Source organism: Pedobacter aquatilis, assembly GCF_032678405.1.
GTDB classification, from domain to species: domain Bacteria; phylum Bacteroidota; class Bacteroidia; order Sphingobacteriales; family Sphingobacteriaceae; genus Pedobacter; species Pedobacter aquatilis_A.
Genome location: NZ_JAVTSJ010000001.1, coordinates 472,755 through 495,273, shown reverse-complemented (window position 1 = coordinate 495,273; position 22,519 = coordinate 472,755). Strand labels below are relative to the sequence as shown.

Genomic DNA, 22,519 nt, shown 5'->3' with positions numbered 1-22,519 from the left:
GTAATGGCTTAATTCTAATAAAGCCTTGTGGTGCGCTTCTCCTGCTATTTCTTGCTCTATCCTAATTTTACAGCAGCACATACACGATTGTTTCTTTTTCATTGCGTTTAATTTTTAATTGGCACATGTGTCACAATTAATCCGAAAATGGCTAAATCTATCTCATTGAAAAGTCGTGTTAACCTTGTACATGATTTAAAAGCTCAGCCCGAAGTTCATGCGGAAAAGGTCGATGTTCTTTTAAATCAGATTAAAAAATCTGATGTCACTCCGCTAAGCGTTCGCCCATTAAAAACAGAAAGTATTACGCAGATTAATGAAAATATACGTAAGAATGTGCTGTTAAGCGATTTCGTCGAATCGAAAGTTCCGAAAACAGACAATGAACAATTGGTTATTAGAAGGGAAACACCATTTTCTACATTAAGCAACATTTCATTACCTACTAATTTTTCGAATACTGCCAATACCTTTTCAGTGCTAGGTGGTTTAAGTTCAGCTGCTTCTGCATCAAAAACTATGGGGCCATTTACTACCAACGATGGAAGGTTAGTTTGGTACGATTTCTTTACATACGAAAAACTTATACCAGTTTATTTAAATGGCGAAACGCAACCATTAATGCTTATTCCCATAAAACTTGCAATCGTGAACCGCCCATCTAGTACTTTCACTTTAACAAAAGGTAGTGTTTGGCTGAGGGCCGATTTATTTGCTGCCGGCGCAGGTAACTTAAAATATACTGGCTTTAAGATCGCTTCTGGAAAAATCATCTTCTCGAAGTCGATTTCCGTTACAGCCGATTCGATAAAGTTAACACCTGATATTACATACTCGCTGGAACTTAATTTTGATAATGCTTTTACACCCAAAAGTGACGGTATTTACGGATTAGACTCTCGGATGGCAAATATAAAAATGCCAGATTTATTGACAATGAATTATGCCGGCAAGAAATTTACAATTACTAGAATGGGAGATGCAGCATGGCAACTTTATGGTGATGCAAGAACTTTTACCTATTCTAATAAAAACGCAACATATAGTGCGCCATTTGATAAGCTGCTAATTCCAATCGATTCGAATAGTTTAATTTTCAAGCCTTTGAATGTTAAATCAACGTTTTTTAAACTAAATGGAGAAGCGACAATAAAATCATCGTTTTGGGCACTTCCACTAAGTGAACTGGATGTTTCCAAACCATTTTCTATTAGGAACAATGGTGCGCTGGCCTTATTTGCTAATCAAGGTTTAAACTGTACTTGGGAGGGTATAGATGATCGTTTGCCTGTCGAATTATTAAGTCCTTACATTTTTGCTGAGCAGGGATTATTCCTGATACACGAATTAAAGGCCGATTTTAAAACTATTGAAGAACACTATAACCTTTGGGATACAGCACTTGATAGTGGAATAAAAGCAGGATTGAGATTAAGCTTTAATCGCAAGAAAAAATTCGATTATACTTGTTTTGAGGAAGGTATTGAAGGCATTGTTGTACCCGCAGATGTTTTTACTGATGCTGATAAGCCTTTACAGGCTGATGGAAATCCTGTAGCACCTAAAACTAAAGATAGTATTTATGTGAAATACATTTCTGCTGCATTAGCGCAGGTAATGATTATCGATCAGGATATGCTTTACGAGCAAAATGCAATAACAGAAAATACAGATAACCTGATATCGCCTGTGAAATTCAGAGAAATTAAAAAAGCTGATTCACGTTACAGATTCGCCCTGGAAAATGCTTATTTATTGTGTACACCGCCAGCTGCGTTAATGTTAAGTGGTAGCTGGAATAATCAAAATACATTAACAAAAGGTAACCTTACTATTTTGTACGGCTTAACAGATTTAATTCCGACATTACCACATCCCTATACTTCTGAATTTTTATATAAGCCAAGCAGGGCCGCAACAACTTTCCGCGATGTTGCCAGCTATAATCAAAGTATGATTGGCTTATTAACATCAACTTGTGAATGGTCTCAAAATGAATCAGGACTTGCGTTAGTAAATGTCGATTTCAAGTTAACTTATAATGCTACCCAGGGTATGCAAACCATAATGCAGACTACTGCAAATCAAGAAACTGCGGTTCAGCCAATGGCTGCAATGGTATCAACTGGGCAAACACCTATCGACAGGATGAATGATTCATCATCATTTAGAACACCACATGTCTTTTCGTTGTTGGATTTGAGTACCAATTATGATTTGTTAGGAATATCGATGTCGTTTAACCAGGTTCGGGTTGTTACAGAAGGTTATGCCAAAATTAAGCAAACCGCAGATCAGATTGTTACAATTGAAAAAATGAATTTGCGTTCTCCAATGGCCATGTTAAATGGTTTTACACTCCCACACATAACCTGGGAGCCACTGATTAACCTAACTCCACCTGATGACAGTACTTACCCTAAATTAGGTACTTTAGGTTTTAGTGATCAGGGACCTGCAACTGTATTCACCCAACTGGATAGCAGGACAATCGATATAGACCCATTAAAATACATTCAACGTTTCAGGCGAAATTTAAAACCAGATGATGTTATTGCCGGAACCTATCCTGCTCCGCTAAATCCGATAGAAAAAGATGGTAATTTAAGGAGTTCTATATTATTTGGGCTGCCAAACGGTAAATTTTCTATTGCTAATCTGGTTCCATTTAATGCACAACAGGCAACAGTAAATAACAGGCATTTGGATTTTATATTGCCCGAATTTAAAATACAGGATGCCAAATTTGCGGGAGGTGTACAGTTTCGTTTGGCTGCAAATAAACCGCTGGAGGAACTAAATCCACCTGAAATGCAAGGATTAACTGGTCAAATGCGAAATCTTGTAGATGAATGGGGTAATCAGCTACCACAAAGTATTTTGGGGGAAAGTGTTCACAAAATATTCAATCAAAGATTTGCGCAATCTGGCAGTATTAAAACAGGCATTCCCTTAACACATATTGATTTTTCTGGTTATGGTGCAAGCACATTTAGTAACTGGCTGGCACCACTTTCCAAATTTGCTTCAATTTCGCAGGTAAAATTCGATGTGATGCGTGGTCGCTTATCGCACGAAATTGTTCAGGCAGTAAGCATGCTTTATCCTTGGGGTATTTGCGTGGTAAGGACAGTTACTTTTTTTAGACGTAACAATGCAATAATTTACAGAGAAGACAGTGGCTGGCAGGCTAAAAGCGAGGGTATTTTCGATTTTTCTTTTGAAACGCTGGCTAATAGCGCAGGCAATAATGCGAAATTTGAAAACCCTTATTTTTTCTATCCAGGTTTAGTCGGCGGGTTATACAATGTTCATAATATAAAAGAAATACCAGGTGAGCTAATTAAAATAGATTATACGCCACAAGATGGTGAATACTGGAAAGGCAATCCGTCCGATTATGTTCATCGCACACAAGCAGGGACAGCAGTTCGAGCAGAATTTATTGCTGTAACCTTTGATGCGGATGCAAATCTTGATATGGATGGAAAGGGTAATTATGTTCTTCAAACTGGTAAGCAATTTAAAGGCTATCTGCAATTAGGCCCTGAAGGTGTTCCGGTACCGCAGAGGATATTCAAAGAGTTAATGTTGAAAGCTCAGAATGCGGTTGGTGGTAACGTAGATTGTGTTTTAAGTTTAGGTGCAAGCAAGCAATCTATCCAGGTAAACCGTGTTGATGTTACTTCTTCATTCAAAAATAATAACCCTAATGAAATAATTTTTGTTGCTGCGGCAAAAGGATCGGTACAATTACCTGCCGATGGAAGCTGGAGTGTCGTCGAACTTGATAAAACATCGGGCGATGTGTTGCCAGTTGCAAATAAAGAAAGTGTCCCTGTGATAAGAGATGGTTTACGCGATCGGCTTAATCCCTTGTTTAAGGTGGCCGGCCCCAAAAGTATCTCTAAAATCACATTCCCCGATGCTTTGTTGAATAATGCAGTAACCTTTGCTAAAAGATATGGATTTGTTCAGAATACAGGAACCCAAAAGCTCTTAATGGCTGATCCAAATTATGATATTACGAAAATAGGCTCATTATTAACCGAAGCCCCTTTACTTGCTGATAGTTTCAGGCTTTTAAATAGTAAAGGCCCTTTCCCTAACATGGGTAATGCCATAAAAATAGAGGATGTTACAACTGCTGTTACTAAAATTCTTCCAGGTGGATTGTCAAAGGTGATTAAAGGCTTCAAGGTACCTGATAACTTTACTTTCGATGTTATTGGTACGGAAGGTTCACCGTTCAGGTTGTACATCAAATACAAAAGTGATCCCAAAACTGGCCCGAGCTCAAATACATTAGTAGATTATGTTACCGATTCAGGGGCTGCATTAGATAAGTGGAAAAATGAATTGGGTAACATGAGTATTGTGGTCGATTTAGCCTCCTTTAAGTCATTAATGACGATTAGCGGGGATTTCAAAGCAAACGCTTCAATAAAGCCTGGCTTCGAATCTGGTAAAGCACCACAACTTAAACTTGCAGAGCCCCTTGAGAAAATATACCAGATATTGGAGTTTTTAGATAACCTCGATCCAACACAACCTGTTGAGGCTGTAAAAAAAGGTTTGCAAATTGCGATGAGCAATGGTGCCGATAGCTGGGATTACAAATTTAAAGCCTCGAAAGAAATTCCATTTGTTAAATTTCCTTTCGATCCGGTTAATTATAACTCGCCAACTACACCATTAAAACTCGATGCTTATTTTAAAATTGGCTGCTATTTTAATCAGCCCATTAAGATTCCAAAAACCATTGATCAGGTAATGCCATCGGCGGGCGCATTTTTAGAATTGGGTGCCGATTTAAGGGTAATGTGCGTATCGCTGGCAGCAGCAACAATTTATGCAACAGGAAGGGCTGAAGTAGGCTTGGCTGCAGATTTGAAAAATCCACCGACACTTTATTTTAAATTCGGTTTTGGTGTAGAACTATGTGTTGGTTTACCCGTAATTGGAAGTGTTGCCGTAATGTATATGGTTGGCGTAGATATGTCGCTTAATACAGAAGAATTAATTGTTGGGGCATTCATCTACTTTAGAGGAAGAGCTGAAATTTTTGGTGGAATTGTTACAATAACTATCCAGATCGAAGCTGCGGGAAAAATTCAGAAACAATTAAACGGTGGTCCAACCAGCTGTATCGCTATGTGCACTTTTGCTTTAGATATCAGTATTTTCTGGGTTATCGATATCAGCTTCTCCGAAACCTGGGAAGAAACCCGTCAAATTGCTTAATCCTTAATTTAAACTATTATGGAACCAAATCTTTGCATCTTAACTTTTCCCCAATACTATAAAAATGGGCGAATTACTTTTAATATTGTTATCATACCGCGAAACCTTAACCCACTCTTGCCCTTGCAAACTGGTTTACCAGCATTTGCAGATGCCAAAATATTATTCAAGGCCATGATAATTAATAGTTTGGATGGCTTACCCTTGTCGGGTAGTGCTATCCAATCGACATCATTAATTATCGAAAATCAAATTACCTCAAGTCGTGAAGTTTGGGAGGCACTAAAAGTACAGATGGAAGCCAGTGATGGCATGAAAATAAATGATGCTGAATCGGCAAAAGCAGAACAAAGAGCAGCACATGCTATCGATAAGTACAAAAACGTTTCCATCAGAAAGTACTTGCCAGAAAGTTACCGTACATCTTTTAACTATGTCAGATCGAGAAGTAGATATGCTATTACCGGCGATGACTATAGTTGTGCAATAAAAAACAAGAACCCTGAAAGTACAGATAGAAATACACAAAGAGATGTACTTTCATGGGGTAAAGTTATTGCTTTGTGTTTGCGAAATCCAACACTGGCGCAAAAGGCAGGATTAATCTACAAGGCTTCAATAGCGGTGAATGATCCTGCAGGATTGTTTGAAAAGGGTGGCTGGATATATTGCGGTTTTTCTGCTGGAAGTGCTTTTGCAGGTTTAGATACGATGCAGTATGCAGCAAGAATACCTGCCCTTAAGGGACTAACAGAACGTGTATTGTTTTCTGCTGTGCAATTTCCGGTTTCAAGTGTTGCAAATAACAATATAGGTTATGATGAAGTTTTGCGTGATGCTATTGTTTATGATGATGGTTTTGCAAAAATTGTTCATGCAAATCAACCTGTAAATCAGGATTTGCTGCAGGAAAAAGATAAATCAAACCCGCCGTTAAAAGACATTGGTATTCGTTTAGGTTGGGATGATGAACAGATTGCCATTTGGTACAATCGACAGATGCTTAAAAAAGAAGAACAAACGGATACGGCTGTTGATACGCCATTGGGAGTGTTTGGCTACAAGGTTGATGTAAGAAAAAAAGGAGAGGAGCGGTGGCTTTCTCAAAATAGTTTGGTTCTTCAACAAAATACAGCGCTGAAAAATGGCCAGCTATTAATTTCCCGTGCCGGTGAAATTGTCGAACCTGGCATCGAAATTCATCCAGCAGCACATGGCGACTCGCAAGGAGATGGTTTTTGGCTACCAATGTATTTTAGCAGCTGGATGGGAAAGCCAGTTTCCATTGCAGACAAGGATGCGGAAGATATTAATATGCTCCGGCCAGATAAAATGATTAAACCTCGTCCTGATATTGAAAATTCGATTAACAATATTCCAAAGCGAACTTTTCATCCTTATTCGGCCGACCCTGCCAATGTGCTTCCACTCGTTTACGGTAACGACTATCAGTTTAGGGTTCGGTTAATGGATATTTCTGGCGGTGGACCTACGGTAAATGATAAGGCTTTAAATGGTGGTGAAAAACCTATTGCAGATTTACATTTTAAAAGACATGTTGCCGCCGGAGCATTAAGAATTGTTAACGTTACTAATGTTTTCGATAAACTTCCTAAAAAGGAAGTTGCCGATATTATTGATACAAGTAAACTCCAGAATCTCATTACTGCCGACAGACCAATATTAAAGATTCAAAGACCTTTGTTAGGTTACCCTGCAGTAGTATTTACCGGGAAGTATTCTGATGCCATCGGTCGCTTAAAATCCATTTTAAACAATTTAACCAATAGCGGCAGAAAGGCGGTGGATATCGGTTTGTCCGATCCAAATGTCGATTTCTTTAAGGTGAAAGTAGAAATTAAAAGTCTGGAAATGGATAATGGGCGATCGGAAAATGGTAAAGAATCGTTCATTATCTTATATGAGAAAGAGTATACATTTGAAGCCGCAGAAAACGATTATGACCAGGAGTTTCCTTTAAAAATTGTGTATTCAGATGTCAATCAGCTTGATTTTATAAATGGTTTTGATGATACGGGTAATGATGATGAACTTGTTTTGCCAACTTCCAGACATATACGCTTAACTTTTATTCCCATAATTAAAGCAGCCGATAATGATTATGCAGATTTAAGTATTCTTGAAGGAAAAAAACTCACATTAACTGCTTATGAACCATCGACAAATGAAAGTAATTTACTGTCACCAATTGATGGTGGTTTTAAGGCAGTATATCTTCAGCCAGAATATGCATCAGATCAGAATCAGGTTAAAGTTTACAAAACAACGGTTACACTGAATTTAGTTAAGAGCAGTACACCAGTAGAGCTCAACCGCCTGGCAGAGGCATTTAGTCTTTCTGCACATAATTTAACCCTCGAAGGCGAGAAAGGAAAAAGGCTACAATTTGGATGTTCGAAAATGATGCGACATTCTTTAGCACCAGATTCATCCTCTGTATCATTTTCATCATTAGGCGAATTATTTAATCACTGGGTTATTGGCGTCAACTTTACCATGGCCCGCGATTGGGCATGGGATGGTTTGGAAAAGGAGAGTTTTTCTGTTTATCGTAAATGGAAACGTGAAGGTGAAACCGGCTTTAGCAGTGAGGTGCTTGCTGGAACGATTAATGTTTCGGATACTGCCGCTATGAATGCTTTAAGCGAGCCAGAGCGGAGTTATTCCAGGTTACTCTTTTTAGATGCTTTTGATCCGAAAGAAGCAGCCAGACCTTATCCTTCAGAAATTATTCTGAGTTACCGTATCGTTACAAACTTTAAAAAAGATGGTGTTCCAGAAATTGCCGATGCGGAAATTGCCGATCAGGAAATCCATTTACCGGTAACTATAATTCCGGCACAGGTACCTAAACTCGTTTCGGCTGGGATTGCATTATCTCCTTATGTTGCTGACGACGAAAAGTACGCTTCTACAGATTTAAGACAACGCTTTCTATGGTTAGAGATGGATTCTAGCCCTAATGATCCTAACGATACCTATTTTGCAAGGGTACTCTCAAATGCGCCAGATCCATTGCTCAGTTTGGTTACCCGAAAATTAAAAACTTACGACCCTGTTGATCCACCTTTGAGTATCAACGACGAAAAAATACGATCAATTATCCCAGGAATGGATAATGATTTTGCCGGAATGGGAGCAATGCAGGAAATGCTTAGGGGAGACGATGCTTCAGGGAAATCGAACTTTTATATGTTGCCTTTGCCTCCAGGACTGCACGCTGATAGTGATGAACTATTTGGTTTTTTTAGTTACGAAATTCGCGTTGGCCATAAAAAAGAAATATGGAGTACAGCACAAGCAAGGTATGGCAGGCCACTCAAAGTAAATGGTGTGCAACATCCAGCGCCAAATTTAACCTGTAATGTATTTAGAAGGAAAATTCCATTAATTTCAAGAGTTTCGAAGGCAGAGGTTTTAGCAAGCAGAGCTGAGAAACTTGTAAAAAGGACAAGCCGGTTAATAAAGGCATCACCAGTTAAGATCACTTTTCTCAATGAAATTGTAATTACCGCACCCTTTGCAACGGCACTATTAAACGGTGAAAATATCACCGCAAATCCACCACAAACAAGTTTATGGTATATGCTGTATACGCAAGTACGTCAGGCAGATGGATTGTCCTACCGAAACCTTTTGTTGAATTCAGGATATATGGCTTATGTTCCACCTAAGCGAAAGGTTTTAGGGAAAAATGAACTTGCATTAAAAGATGAAGGTACTAAGTTAGGGATGGCAATTTTAAAGGTTGAGGATATTCAGCAAAAACTTGCAGAATTAGGCCTTTCTTCGGAAAGTAGTTTGAGTGTGCTTTGTGTAGAAATGTTTCCCATGGGAAATACCTGGAGAACAGACGATGAGAAAAACAGGTCTTTAGCCGAAAGGGCAGCCACTCAAGAGCCGCTTAATCCTTTAACAACAGGTCTAGGATCTTACAGGATATACCGAACATCAGCCCTGATACCGGTTGCCGAAGTTTGTTGCGATGATTGTTAGATTAAATTTTTCAAGAGCCCGATAAATCGGGCTCTTGATTTATTCTGCGGCTTTTTCACCTTTCTCACCTAGTTTAACAATATCACCGGTTTTAAAAAGTATTGGCTTTAATGTCTCTTTCCAGGCTTCTTTTTTTCGCAAAAGGAACTCCAGATCCATTCCAAAGTGTTTCATTTCTTCCTGCTGGGCATTTATCATAATTGCCTTTGCGTCAGGATCTTTTTCTACAGAAATTCGCTGTTCATACCAGCCTATTGCTTCTGCTTCCTCTTGTAATGAAGTAATCATGCGGGCAAAAGTTCTGGTTTCTTCCGAAAGCTCTTCGGGTGGTTCATGATATTGATTTGTTGCCATGTTTCGATAGTTTTATATTCAACATTTCAATTCATTAAAAGGTTTGGAAATAAGCAGATAGCAAACCTTTGTATTTGTTCAAGTGTTTTGTCATATAAAAAAGGATATGAGTCTTGACAAATATATTTCTAAGCGTGATTTCTCCAAAACAGAAGAACCTAAATCTGGAAAGAGTAAAGATACCGATAAACTTCATTTTGTAATTCAGAAACACGATGCTTCAAGACTTCATTATGATTTCAGGCTTGAAATGCGTGGTGTTTTAAAAAGTTGGGCAGTACCTAAGGGCCCATCAACCGATCCTAAAATAAAGCGCCTGGCCATGATGGTTGAGGATCATCCTTATGATTACAGGACTTTTGAAGGTATAATTCCAAAAGGTGAATATGGTGGTGGAACAGTAATAGTTTGGGATGAAGGAACTTACGAGCCTATTGAAGAAATTAAAGGAAAAAAAGCACAGGAAAAACATTTAATTCACCAGCTTAAAGAGGGCTCACTAAAAATTAAACTTAATGGAGAAAAGCTTCATGGTGAATTCGCCTTGGTTAAAACACATGGTATGGGCGAAAATGGCTGGCTGCTGATTAAACATAAAGATAAATTTGCGTCGGTTAAAGACATAACAAAGGATGATAAATCTGTTGTTTCCGGAAAGACTATCGAAAAGATGGAAAAAACTTTCGATAAAGTTTGGAAAGGAGGACATGAAGAAAAGCTGAAGGCTGAAAAAAAAAGTCCTCAGGAAAAATTAGCAAAAAAGATAAAGCCTCAAAAAGCAGAGGAAAAAGTTAGTGCTGAACAGATTTTAAAGAAAATAAAAAAAAGTGCTTTTCTTGATGCCGTAAAACCGATGCTAACCACTTTAGTTGATGAGCCCTTTGATGATGTTAACTGGCAATATGAGGTGAAGTGGGACGGCTATCGTACGCTTGCGTACCTTAACAAAGGAACAGTTGATTTACTTTCAAGAAACAATAAATCATTCAATGATAAATTTTATCCCATTTATGATTTAATTAAGCATTGGAAAATGAACGCAGTTTTTGATGGTGAAATTTTAGTGCTTAATGATAAAGGTGTATCAAATTTTGGTGCTTTACAAAACTGGCGTAGTGAAGCTGATGGCGACCTTGTTTTTTATGTTTTCGATTTGCTTTGGTATGAAGGAAAAAGTTTATTGAATGTACCGCTTCATCAACGGCAGGCCATATTGGAACAAATTCTTCCTGTTGATGATGATCGGGTTAGGTTAAGTAAAGTTTTTAAGACAAGCGGTATAGATTTTTTTGATGCAGCAGAACGAATGGGGCTTGAAGGAATAATTGCTAAAAAATCGGATAGCTTGTATCATCCAGGAACCCGCTCAAAAGAGTGGTTGAAAATTAAAGTTCACAAACGCCAGGAAGTAGTTATTGCGGGCTATACCAAAAACGTCGATTCTTCTAAACTTTTCAGCGCTTTACTTTTAGGTGTTTACATTAACGATAAATTACAATATGTTGGTAAAGTTGGGACAGGCTTTTCTGATAAAAGCCAAAAAGCTTTACTTAATCAACTTAAACCTTTGATAATTTCTGAAAGCCCATTTTTTACGGAGCCTGATGTAAATAAACCTTCGCGTTTCAGGCCAAATCCGCCAAAAACAAAAATAACCTGGCTAAAGCCCGAACTTGTTTGCGAGGTTACTTTTACGGAAGTTACTGCTGATGGTGTTTTCAGGCATCCTTCATTTAAGGGATTGAGGGATGATAAAAATGCTAAAGAAATAAAATTAGAAATTGAAAAGCCTGTAGAAGCCATGTTAGATAATAAAAAAAATGAGGGAAAAGATAATCATAAACAAGCTATTAAACCTCCAAAGGGTGAAAGCCCAAAAACATTATTGAATCCAAAAGATGAAACACAGGTTAGAAAGATTAAAGGTCATGAGATAAAGTTTACACACTTGAGTAAACTTTACTGGCCTGCCGACAAAATTACTAAACGCGATTTATTTAACTATTATTATCAGGTTGCAGATTATATTTTACCATATCTGAAAGACAGGCCGCAATCGTTAAATCGCTTTCCCGGTGGAATTAACGGCAAAAGTTTTTACCAAAAAGATGTTAAAGGGAAAGCACCTGTGTGGGCAGAAACTTTTCCTTATGAAAATGGTGATGGAGAAAAGAAGGAGTATCTCGTTGGTACTGGAATAGATAGTTTATTATGGATGGCCTCGTTAGGATGTATAGAAATAAACCCATGGTTTAGCCGTATTCAAAAACCCGATAATCCTGATTATTGCGTAATAGACTTAGATCCTGACAAACAATCTTTTGATAAGGTGGTAACAGCAGCACTTGAGGTTAAAAAGGTTTTAGATGCGATTAACGTTACCTGTTACCCAAAAACGTCAGGTTCTACAGGTATGCATATCTACATTCCGTTAAATGCAAAATATACATATGAGCAAAGTCAGATGTTTGCGAAAATAATAGTTAGCCAGGTAAATAAACAAATCCCTGAATACACTTCCCTTGAACGAATGATTTCAGCAAGAGAAGGAAAGATGTATCTGGATTTTCTACAAAACAGACCTGGAGCTACCATAGCCGGACCATATTCTTTGAGGCCTAAACCGGGTGCAACGGTTTCAATGCCTTTACATTGGGAGGAAGTGAAGCCGGGTTTGAAAATCAAGGATTTCAATATTTTTAATGCTGTTGACCGTCTTAAAAATGAAGGAGATATATTTAAAGCCGTACTGGGAAAAGGTATCGATTTAAAAAAAGCAATTAAACAGGCTAAAATTACGTTTGAGTAAAATTCCAGAAGCAGAATTGATTATTGGTTAAAGAAAAAGGCACCTTAAAGGCACCTTCTTCAATAACAAGAACACAATTTAAATTAAAATATTTTTATCAGGTAGATGGTTTTCAATACAAATAGAATAAATTCTGCAAATGAAATCAATACCTAATTCATGGTATTTTTAGTCGAAATATAGATTCTTAGATAATCCGTTATGCTAATCCGAGGAATATTTTGTTTTCAAGCACGTATTTAACTAACGATGCTGTATTATTAATGCCAAGCTTATATAAAATGTTTTTCCGATGTGTATCAACTGTCCGAACACTTAAAAATAATATATCTGCAATCTCGCTGTTTGTATTTCCATCTGTTATTAGTTTTACAATTTCTATTTCTCTGGCCGAAAGTAATTTTTGCGATGTTCTTTTAGCTGGGTTTTTATTTCCCGTTAAGAATTCTTCAAGTACATCCTGTATTTCGGTGCTTACAAAATACTTGCCTTTAAGAACTACATCAATGGCTTTAAAGAGCGTTTTGTCATCAGTATTCTTGAAAAGATAAGCGTTAGCACCTGCTTCTAGCATATTCAGCACACTTTTTCTTTCAGCTGTCATGGAAAGCACAATTACTTTTATGTGAGGATATTCTTCTTTTAGAATCTGAAGCGTTTGGTATCCATTAAGCCTGGGCATATTGATATCGAGCAAGACAATATCTGGTGTGTCTTTTTTGATCTGTTCAATGGCTTCAACACCATTGTTAGCTGTTCCAATAACATTAAAATCGGAGCGAACGGCCAGTATCAGTTTCAGGCCGTTTATCAGCATGTTATGATCATCTGCAATAAGAATTTTAACCATTATTTAAAATTTATTCTTCTGTTTAAGGTAAATGTTAATCGTAACAGCTAAGCCTCTTCCAATCGCTGTATCTATGTTAATATCAGCTTTGATGGCTTCTGCATGTGCTTCTATATTTGATAATCCGTAACCTCTTTTTATCATAAAATAATCAAAGCCCTTTCCGTCATCTTCGTAAAGCAAAATCACGCTGTCATCACGGTTCACAATAGAGATATAGATGTTCTTAGCTTCAGCATGTTTAATTGTATTATTAATGAGTTCCTGGCAAATTCTGTACAAAGCATATTGCTGTGTTTTTTTTAGAATAGTGTTAAAGCCAGCATCGTCAAGGTGTATTTCAACTATTTCGAGTTTATTGATGTTATCAGCTAAATCATGTAGCGCTATTACTAAACCGTTTTCGTCGAGTGTATTAGGGCTTAAGTTTATTAACGTATTTCTTAAAACGTGTATTGCCTGATCTATATATTGTTCTGATAATCTTCTGAGTTCGCCGCCTTCAATCATTTTATTTATATCACCAGCAAGCAGATAATGTTTGAGTGACGATAATTTTAGTCCTAAATCATCGTGTAAATCGGCTGCAATTCTTTTTCTGTCCTCTTTCTGGAAATTTATCATTTCCCTTAATTGCAAAGCTTGTATGTGTTTAATCCAACGTAAATAAAGTAAAAGAATAAGTATACCAGTTATAAAAAGGCCAAAAACGATAACTGTAATAAACCACCATTTTTGCCAGAAAGGTGCATTTATTGTAATGGAAACAGCTGTTTTATTATTGCTTAAAACATCTGTTAGTTCAAAAATATAATTGCCGGCTGGCATATTTGGAAACCGGATTTCACTATTACCGGTCGTTACAACATCTTTGTTGTCATACCCCGTCATCTTATATTTTATATTTCTTTGTGCAGGGTTGATATAGTCCATCGTACTGAAACTGATGGTTATCGTATTTTCATTATAATTAAGATTTAAATTTTTAGTGGTTACTGAATTTCCTGATTTCTTATATGGCTTATCATTAACCTGAATCGATACAATTTTAGGACAGCTGCTAGTTGTAAAAGGAGCGGTTCTTTCAGGATTGAATACATTAACACCATTTACACCACCAACTGCAATTTGGCCATTTTTTAGTGCTGAGATACTAGCAGGATTAAACACCATACTCTGTAAACCATCAGCTGTAGTGTATTTAATTGTAGTTTTTTTATGTAAATTGTAAAAATATAGCCCGTTGTTGGTACCAACCCAGAGATTCTGGTTTTTATCTGCAATCAGGCTTGAACAGTTTGCATCAATTAAAATTTCCGGGCTGGAAGAAATGTTATCGACATTAAATTTTAAAAGACCTGAAGTCGTCGCCAGGTACAAGTTTCGGTTTAAAATTAAACTTCCGTTAGTGGCATAGGGTATACGGCCAATTTCTCCTTTAAAAGTGTAGGTGGAATCTTCTGAATGATACAGGTACATTGCAGTATAATAGGTTTGAACCAGAAACCGGTTTTTTGTTATTGGAATGATTTGCTGCGTATTATTCCATTGAAGTTGTTTATTGATGTTATTAATTAAATTAAACGACAGTGTATTGCGCCAAATTTTAACTGCAGCAATACCAAATTCTGTAGCTGCCAGTAAAGTATCTTTAGCTTTTAGCATAATTTGATGGATATTTGCTCTTCCTTTGAACTGGTTAGAAAAACTAACTTTCAATAGTTTAAAGTTCTTATGAATCGAATTGTACAAATAGTATTCTCCATCACTCGTTTCAATTAAAATGCCTTTATCATTTAATCTTATAAGTCGGGTAATTCCTAAATTGGGTAATTCATTTTTAAGCAAACTGGATAGATCCTCATTATATATTTTAATTCCTGACTTTCTAGTTCCACACCAGATTTGATTATCGTTGTATTTAAGGATTACAGTAATGTCATTATCAGGGCTTTCTGATTTTGAAACATAACGAGGAAAAATAACCTGATTAAGGTTGGTGTAATCTAACCCATACCTGTTTATACTTAGAAATAAATTGTTTTTCTTATCGATATAAATTCTTCTGATGTAATCTGAGGAAATACTGTGCGGGTCGCTTTCGAGGTGTTTAAACTGATTAATAAAACGTTCGCTCTTTAAATCAAAAATTAATAGCCCGTTGCCATTTGTACCAACAAGAAGCCAGGGTTTACCTGGATACTTTGCTATTGATGTACCAATAAGTGTTTCATTTTTATAGCTGCTAAAAACCTTAAAAGTATTTTTAACCGGGTTTAATCTGATTAATCCTTTCTCTCCGGCCAACCAAAACAAAGAATCAGAAGGCATATAAACACTTTCGATATGGCTAATTATACCTGGATTTTTTGAGGACATAAAAAACGACGAAGTTTTCACTTTGTCTGCATTCGCTAATTTATTAAGATAAATTCCCTTGGTGCCCCGGCTAACAAACCATTCTAATTGATTATAAAAAGGCTTTGGTGCGAATTCAAATCCGTTTGAATTACTTGTGATATTTAAGAGTTTTTCATTATTTTTTTGGTATTTGTAGACTTCGCCAGCTAGATAAATCCATAAGGCATTTTTGTTATCAATATAAAAAGGGAAGGCGTAATAATTTTTTTGAAGGTCGGGATGGTTAAATTTAAACGAACTAAAATTATCAGTTTTTTTATTGTACCTCACAAGGTTAGTCTGGGAACCAATAATTAAATCTCCATTTCTGTCTTCAATTATATTGGTAATATAATTCCCAGGGAAATGGTTTTTATCAACTTTGTTGCTCTTGTAAGCTAAACAGTTTGTTCCATCAAAGCGGTTCAGGCCGTTTTCAGTTCCAATCCATAAAAAGCCATCCTTATCTTCGTATAATGCTCGTATACTAGGATCGCTTAAGCCATTTTCCTGTGTTAGATGTTTAAATAGTAAGGTTTTCCTATTTTGAGAAAATAAATTTTCATTTGCCAGGATACAGAGTGAAAGGCAGATAAAAAAAATTAAGTATTTAAGGAATTCAATACTTCTCAATTATATAGAATTTAGCCTAAAGAATGATTAATTGGCTAAATTTAATAAAAAATATCCCGGTTTTTTATTTGTATTTTATTGAATTTCAGTATGTAGTGTTATTTTTTGCTGATTAAGTTATCTATACTCCATTTGAAATTGTTAAGTGTAGATAGCAAGAACGAAGCACCTGCAGCAGTAAATACTGAATAGTTAAAAGGAGCCTTTAAGCCTAGTGCATAAGTCATTGCAATACTAAAAGATAGCAATAATATAAAGCTTCCAATTGCTGCAAATCTTGTTTTTAACCCTATAATTAATAAAACGCCAAAAATAACTTCAGCTGCTGTTGCCAGAAGCCCGAAAAAATCAGATATTCCTCTGCTCAAAAATGGAACTAATATATGGGTATAATCGAGGAAGTTTTTCCAGTTTCCCCAGGCTATGTTTTGGCCATCAGCTGGACCGAGCCAGCCTAATCGATCAATAACGGCATAAATAAATCCAATTCCTAATGCGAACCGGAGAAAAAGCTGAGCGTAAGTTGTTTGGTTTTTCATGTTACAAATCTTTAAGTAGACATCAAAAGTCTAGATTTTAAATTGTAAAAAAGTTAATCCAGATTAAGAAAATAAAATTGACAAAAAAAATGCAGGATAAAAATCCTGCATTAATAACATATCCTTCTCATTTATCAAGCTTGAAATCAGGTCACCCTTAATGTTATCACTAGTATAACAAAAAATAATTATTATAGTTTGATTATTAGGTTTTTATGATTTGATTGTATGAAAAAAGGATAGGCTGAAAGCCTATCCTAAATCTAAACCCAAACATGCGCTCAAACATGAATGAATTGGTACAAAGTTATTAAAATACTGATTTTATACTTATATCAAAGGGTAAAAAAACTGTTAATTTATCAAATGTGTAACGATACCAAAACTTAATATTTAAAATTAAGTGCTAAATAAAGTAATGCCGCTAAAGTTGCGCCTACAACCGGACCAACAATCGGTACCCATGAGTACGCCCAATCGCTTTTTCCTTTTCCTTTCATTGGAATGATACTGTGAATGATTCGCGGCCCCAAATCTCGAACGGGGTTAATGGCATAGCCAGTTGTACCACCTAGTGCTAACCCGATAACCCACACCAAAAATGCAACTGGAATTGCGCCAATAGAACCTAAACCAATCGGTGTTTTTTCTGTTCCCATTTCAGCATTTGTGAAATAGAAAATCACGAAAATAAGTACAAACGTTCCGATAATTTCGGAAAACAGGTTTGATTTCAGGTTTCTAATGGCCGGCGAGGTTGCAAATGGGGCAGCCTTCAGGCCTTTATCATCAGTAATATCGAAATGATCCTTGTAAATTATCCAAACGAGCATTGAACCTGTCATTGCGCCACATAATTGGGCCAATATATAGTAAGGAACTTTAATCCAGGCAAATTTTTGCGTTATCGCAAGGGCAATCGTTACTGCAGGATTTAAGTGAGCCCCGCTATAAGGGGCGGCAATTACTACGCCAACAAAAACAGCAAGTGCCCAGGCCGTTGTAATTACAATCCATCCGCTATCATGTCCCTTAGTTCCTTTTAATACTACGTTGGCTACAACGCCATTTCCAAGAAGAATTATCAAAGCCGTGCCGATAAATTCTGCAACAAATTCTGTCATTTTATATTTGGTTAAATCCCTAAGGGATGTTTATGTTTAGTTTTCAGCGCAAACACGTGCTGCCTTAACAGCCCTGTTCCAGCCTTTAATCCTTTCTGTATTGTCAATGCTATCGGTTGCACTGAAAGTTGTATTAATCTTCCATTGTGAGCGAATCTGATCAATGCTATCCCAGAAACCTGTTGCCAGGCCGGCCAGGTAAGCTGCACCAATTGCGGTAACTTCAGTTACCTCGGGTCTTATTACTTTACTTTTTAATAAATCTGCCTGAAACTGCATTAATAAATCATTAGCAGTGGCCCCACCATCTACCCTTAATTCAGAAATGTTTATTCCGGCATCTGCTTCCATTGCTTTTAAAACATCCATAGTCTGGTAGGCAATACTTTCCAAAGCTGCCCTTGCAATGTGCGATTTGTTTGTCCCCCGGGTTAAACCAGTAATTGTTCCCCGGGCATGCTGGTCCCAATGTGGTGCACCTAAACCTGCAAATGCGGGCACAATGTAGACGCCCTGCGTATCAGGAACTTTTTTAGCCAGGGATTCAACATCAGCCGATTTTGAAATTAAGCCCATTTCATCGCGAAGCCATTGAACAACTGCTCCGCCAATGAAAATACTGCCTTCTAAAGCATAATTAACTTCATCTTTTATTTTCCAAGCAATTGTTGTTAACAGGTTATTTGAGGAGATTTTGGCTTGTGTTCCGATATTCATCAGCATAAAACAACCTGTACCATAAGTATTTTTAACCATACCTACTGATGTGCACATTTGGCCAAAGAGCGCAGATTGCTGGTCGCCTGCTATTCCTGCAATCGGTATTTTTGCAGCGATGATATTTCCTGCTGTTTCTCCATAAACTTCACTCGATGATTTTACCTCCGGAAGCATTTGTTCGGGAATACCAAACAATTCAAGCAGTTCTTTATCCCATTCCAGGGTATTGATATTGTAAATCATTGTTCTCGATGCATTGGTTACATCCGTAACATGGGTTTTCCCGGCAGTTAGTTTCCAGATTAACCAGCTATCTATGGTTCCGAAGGCTAATTTTCCGGCCTCTGCTTTTTCTCGTGCTCCATCAACATTTTCCAGAATCCATTTGGCTTTTGTTGCCGAAAAATATGAATCAATTATTAAACCTGTTTTTTCCTGAATTTTCTTTGAAAGTCCCTTTGATTTTACTTCATCGCAATAGGCAGATGTACGTCGGTCTTGCCATACGATAGCATTATAAACCGGAATGCCTGTTTCCTTATCCCATACTATAGTTGTTTCCCTTTGATTAGTAATCCCGATAGAATCGATATCTCTGGCAGATAAACCTGCTTTTACAATAACTTCAGCTACAACTGTTAATTGTGTCGACCAGATTTCCATTGGGTCGTGTTCAACCCAGCCGGCTTGCGGGTAAATCTGTGTAAATTCTTTTTGTGCAATGGCAACGATTTCACCATTGTGATTAAAAATAATTGCCCTCGAACTTGTGGTTCCCTGATCGAGCGACAAGATAAACTTGCTCATAACTTAAAATTTGGTTAGGTATTATTTGGCTAATGCCAGTTCTTCTTTATTGTTCGATTGATAAAGATAACCTGAAGCCAATTTATTAAAAATTTCGACTTGATTATTTTCCCAATCTTTATCTGCATGTAACTCTTTTGCTAAAATAGCGGCTACAGTTTTACTCATATCTATCGCTGCTTGTGCATCAATGAACAAAATCCTTAATCTGCGGCTTAAAATATCTTCAACAGTTTCGGCCATTTCATTTCTAACTGCCCATACAACTTCTGCTTCATTGTAGGGGAAATGGGGGTGGAGCCTGTTATTTAGCCCCGGGTTTTCTGTAATAAGTGCTTCGATATTTGTCTTGTCGGTTCCATAAATATCCAGATAACTGCCACTCCTAATATCCGTTGAGGCATGTATATTTAAGGTTTTAGTTATACAGTTTTTAGGTTGAAGACTTGCATGTTTAATTGCCAGATCAACAGTTTCTTCGGCCATGCGACGATAAGTGGTCCACTTGCCACCGGTTATCGTTATCAGGCCTTTAGCTGAAACAATTAATTTATGATCACGACTGATTTCTTTGGTGCTGTTACCATCAGATTTAGTTGGTGCAGCCAGGGGTCTTAATCCTGAAAATACGCTTAAAATATCTTTCTCGACAGGTTTTTTGCTGAAATATTGACCTGCTGTGCTAAGTATAAAGTCCACTTCTTCTTTTAATGCCCTGGGTTCAAGACTGTGTTCATTAAGCGGGGTATCGGTTGTGCCCACTAACAAATGTTGATGCCACGGAACTGCAAATAGAACCCTGCCATCAGATGTTTTTGGGATCATCAAAGCTGATTCACTAGCTAAAAATTTTTTATCTAAAACAATATGCACACCCTGGCTTGGCCTTACCATGTTTGTTGAATCGGGATTGTTCATTTTTAAGATGTCATCAACAAAAACTCCTGTTGCGTTTACTACAACTTTACCCGAAAAACTTGTTTTTTTTCCTGTTAATACATCTTCAGTATCAATTCCTGTAACGGTCGTTCCGCTCTTTTTTAATCCAATTACTTTTGTATAAGTTAACAGTATGGCTCCATTTTCTATCGCAGTTTGTGCAATATTAATGGCTAAACGGGCATCATCGAATTTTCCATCGAAATAACTGATTGCGCCCTTCAATCCTTTTGTTTTTATGCCTGGAATCTTGATTAAGGTATCTTTTTTTGCTAAATATTTTGATTTCCCGAAGCTATATTTTCCGGCAAGCCAATCATAAAGTGTTAAACCAGTTAGGTATTTTAAAACTGAAAACCAGCTGTAACAAGGAATTATAAATTCTTCCTTATTAACTAAGTGAGCGGCATTTTTTTGTAAAAGACCACGTTCTTCGAGCGCATGTTTAACCAGTTTAATGTCGCCTTGTGCAAGGTAGCGTACGCCACCATGAACAAGCTTGGTGCTACGGCTCGATGTTCCTTTGGCAAAATCCGATTGCTCTACAAGCAAGGTTTTATAGCCCCGGCTGGCGGCATCCAGCGCCGTACCTAATCCTGTTGCGCCACCACCAATAATGATAATATCGTAAATAGTACTTTCGTTGAGTATGGGATTGTGAATTCTCATTATTTAAAACAAAACATAATAAAACGAAACAATACGCAATTATAAGTAATCATTATCGAAATAATATAATATCATCGTTAAAAAATTATTATTTTATTTACTTAAATGATTTGACAAATTGTTTATTTTGTTCCTTTGCAAAATAACCATTCGTATTATGATGAATTTAGCTGAAAGGCACCAGTTGATTTTAAGCCGTTTACAAAGAGATCAATATATTAATGTTGTAGATTTATGTAAGGAACTGAAAGTTTCATCTGTTACCATAAGAAAGGATTTAAAACTTCTTGAAGATAAGAGTTTACTTTTCAGAACGCACGGTGGTGCTACAATGAATAATCCTTACACGGTAGACCGTCCGGTTAATGAAAAGGAAAAAATTCAGTCTTCCGAAAAAAATAAAATTGGAATTGCAGCTGCGGCTTTATTGAATGATAATGACTCTATTGTTATTGCATCAGGAACAACTGTATTGTATTTCGCTAAGAATATCCAGCCAGCAGCTAATTTAACCGTTGTAACTTCAGCATTAAATGTTGCTTTGGAATTAATGAGGGAGCCAAGTATAGAAGTGATACAATTGGGCGGGATTTTAAGAAAAAGCTCCTCGTCTGTTACAGGAAGTTATGCCGAGCATGTTTTAGGCGATTTTTATTTCAATAAACTGTTTTTGGGAGTTGATGGGATTGATTTGGATTTCGGATTAACCACTACAAATGCTATGGAAGCACATTTAAACCGCAAAATGATTAGTGCATCACAAAAAACTATCGTTCTTGCCGATTCTTCTAAATTTGGCAAAAGAGGTTTTGGAAAAATATGCGGTCTTGAAGAAATTGATCATATTATTACAGATAAAGGAATTTCTGATCAAATTGTAAAACATTTAGAAGGTTTGGGTGTTACTGTTACTATCGTATAGAAAAATCACCCGATAAAAACCAAAACAATAATTTGAATTATGTCGAAAAAGAGAATACACATTTTAGAAGATGATCAGGAAATAAGAAACGTTATTGAGATTCTTTTAAAAGAAGAGGGCTTCGAACTTCAGTTATCATCATCATTTTCAGAGTTAAAAAAGAATATTCAGGATGCTATGCCAGATTTGTTTCTTTTGGATGTGATGTTACCTGATGGCAATGGTGCTGAAATTTGTGAAGATTTAAAAACTGATATTTTTACAAAACACATCCCAATCATTGTAATGTCGGCTCAGAATAACAGTGAGCAAAAAGCTATTGATGCATTTGCTGATGCTTATGTTAGCAAGCCTTTTGATATTTATGATGTTTTGAAAACCATTAATACATTAATTGATAAAAGCAGGGCTAATAAGCCTGAAAAGGTTTAGTCGTAAAAACTTAAATAAAAAAGAGGCCAAAGGCCTCTTTTTTATTTAAGTTTAATTTAA

At 36.8% G+C, this 22,519-nt stretch carries 12 protein-coding genes; 5 read left to right on the top strand and 7 right to left on the bottom strand.

Annotation, left to right across the window (positions count from 1 at the left end; all coding sequences use genetic code 11):
* Positions 1–147: 147 nt before the first annotated feature.
* The gene (locus tag R2R71_RS02205) at positions 148–5,244 is read left to right on the top strand and encodes a hypothetical protein (protein ID WP_316829606.1); all 5,097 of its coding nucleotides are present in this window, start codon (positions 148–150) and stop codon (positions 5,242–5,244) included.
* Between the two features lie 18 nt (positions 5,245–5,262).
* Complete coding sequence (locus R2R71_RS02200; protein ID WP_316829605.1) at positions 5,263–9,261, top strand: hypothetical protein; 3,999 nt, start codon at positions 5,263–5,265, stop codon at positions 9,259–9,261.
* Between the two features lie 39 nt (positions 9,262–9,300).
* On the opposite strand, the gene R2R71_RS02195 is transcribed toward R2R71_RS02200, so the two are convergent.
* Positions 9,301–9,615 (bottom strand): hypothetical protein, encoded by a 315-nt coding sequence (locus tag R2R71_RS02195; protein WP_316829604.1) that lies wholly within the window; start codon positions 9,613–9,615, stop codon positions 9,301–9,303.
* Between the two features lie 106 nt (positions 9,616–9,721).
* On the opposite strand from R2R71_RS02195, the gene ligD reads away from it, so the two are divergent.
* Positions 9,722–12,424 carry a DNA ligase D gene (gene ligD / locus R2R71_RS02190; protein ID WP_316829603.1) on the top strand — a complete coding sequence of 901 codons (2,703 nt, stop codon included), beginning with the start codon at positions 9,722–9,724 and terminating at the stop codon, positions 12,422–12,424.
* 199 nt (positions 12,425–12,623) lie between these two features.
* Here the strand turns inward: ligD and R2R71_RS02185 are convergent, their stop codons facing one another.
* The 6 genes from R2R71_RS02185 to R2R71_RS02160 form a co-directional block, all read right to left on the bottom strand.
* Positions 12,624–13,274, bottom strand: coding sequence for a response regulator transcription factor (locus tag R2R71_RS02185; RefSeq protein WP_316829602.1), 651 nt, complete (start codon positions 13,272–13,274; stop codon positions 12,624–12,626).
* Positions 13,275–13,277: 3 nt separating this feature from the next.
* Complete coding sequence (locus R2R71_RS02180) at positions 13,278–16,307, bottom strand: two-component regulator propeller domain-containing protein (RefSeq protein ID WP_316829601.1); 3,030 nt, start codon at positions 16,305–16,307, stop codon at positions 13,278–13,280.
* 98 nt (positions 16,308–16,405) lie between these two features.
* Positions 16,406–16,846, bottom strand: a complete 441-nt coding sequence (locus R2R71_RS02175) for a DoxX family protein (protein WP_316829600.1) — start codon at positions 16,844–16,846, stop codon at positions 16,406–16,408.
* A gap of 386 nt (positions 16,847–17,232) precedes the next feature.
* Positions 17,233–17,970, bottom strand: a complete 738-nt coding sequence (locus tag R2R71_RS02170) for an MIP/aquaporin family protein (RefSeq protein ID WP_316829599.1) — start codon at positions 17,968–17,970, stop codon at positions 17,233–17,235.
* A gap of 36 nt (positions 17,971–18,006) precedes the next feature.
* A complete protein-coding gene (gene glpK / locus R2R71_RS02165) occupies positions 18,007–19,497 on the bottom strand; it encodes a glycerol kinase GlpK (protein ID WP_316829598.1) in 1,491 nt (496 codons plus the stop codon).
* A gap of 21 nt (positions 19,498–19,518) precedes the next feature.
* Positions 19,519–21,105, bottom strand: coding sequence for a glycerol-3-phosphate dehydrogenase/oxidase (locus R2R71_RS02160; RefSeq protein ID WP_316829597.1), 1,587 nt, complete (start codon positions 21,103–21,105; stop codon positions 19,519–19,521).
* Between the two features lie 157 nt (positions 21,106–21,262).
* On the opposite strand from R2R71_RS02160, the gene R2R71_RS02155 reads away from it, so the two are divergent.
* Entirely contained in the window at positions 21,263–22,027 is a 765-nt protein-coding gene (locus R2R71_RS02155) for a DeoR/GlpR family DNA-binding transcription regulator (RefSeq protein WP_316829596.1), read from the top strand.
* A 39-nt stretch (positions 22,028–22,066) separates the two neighbouring features.
* Entirely contained in the window at positions 22,067–22,459 is a 393-nt protein-coding gene (locus R2R71_RS02150) for a response regulator transcription factor (RefSeq protein ID WP_316829595.1), read from the top strand.
* Positions 22,460–22,519 lie beyond the last annotated feature (60 nt).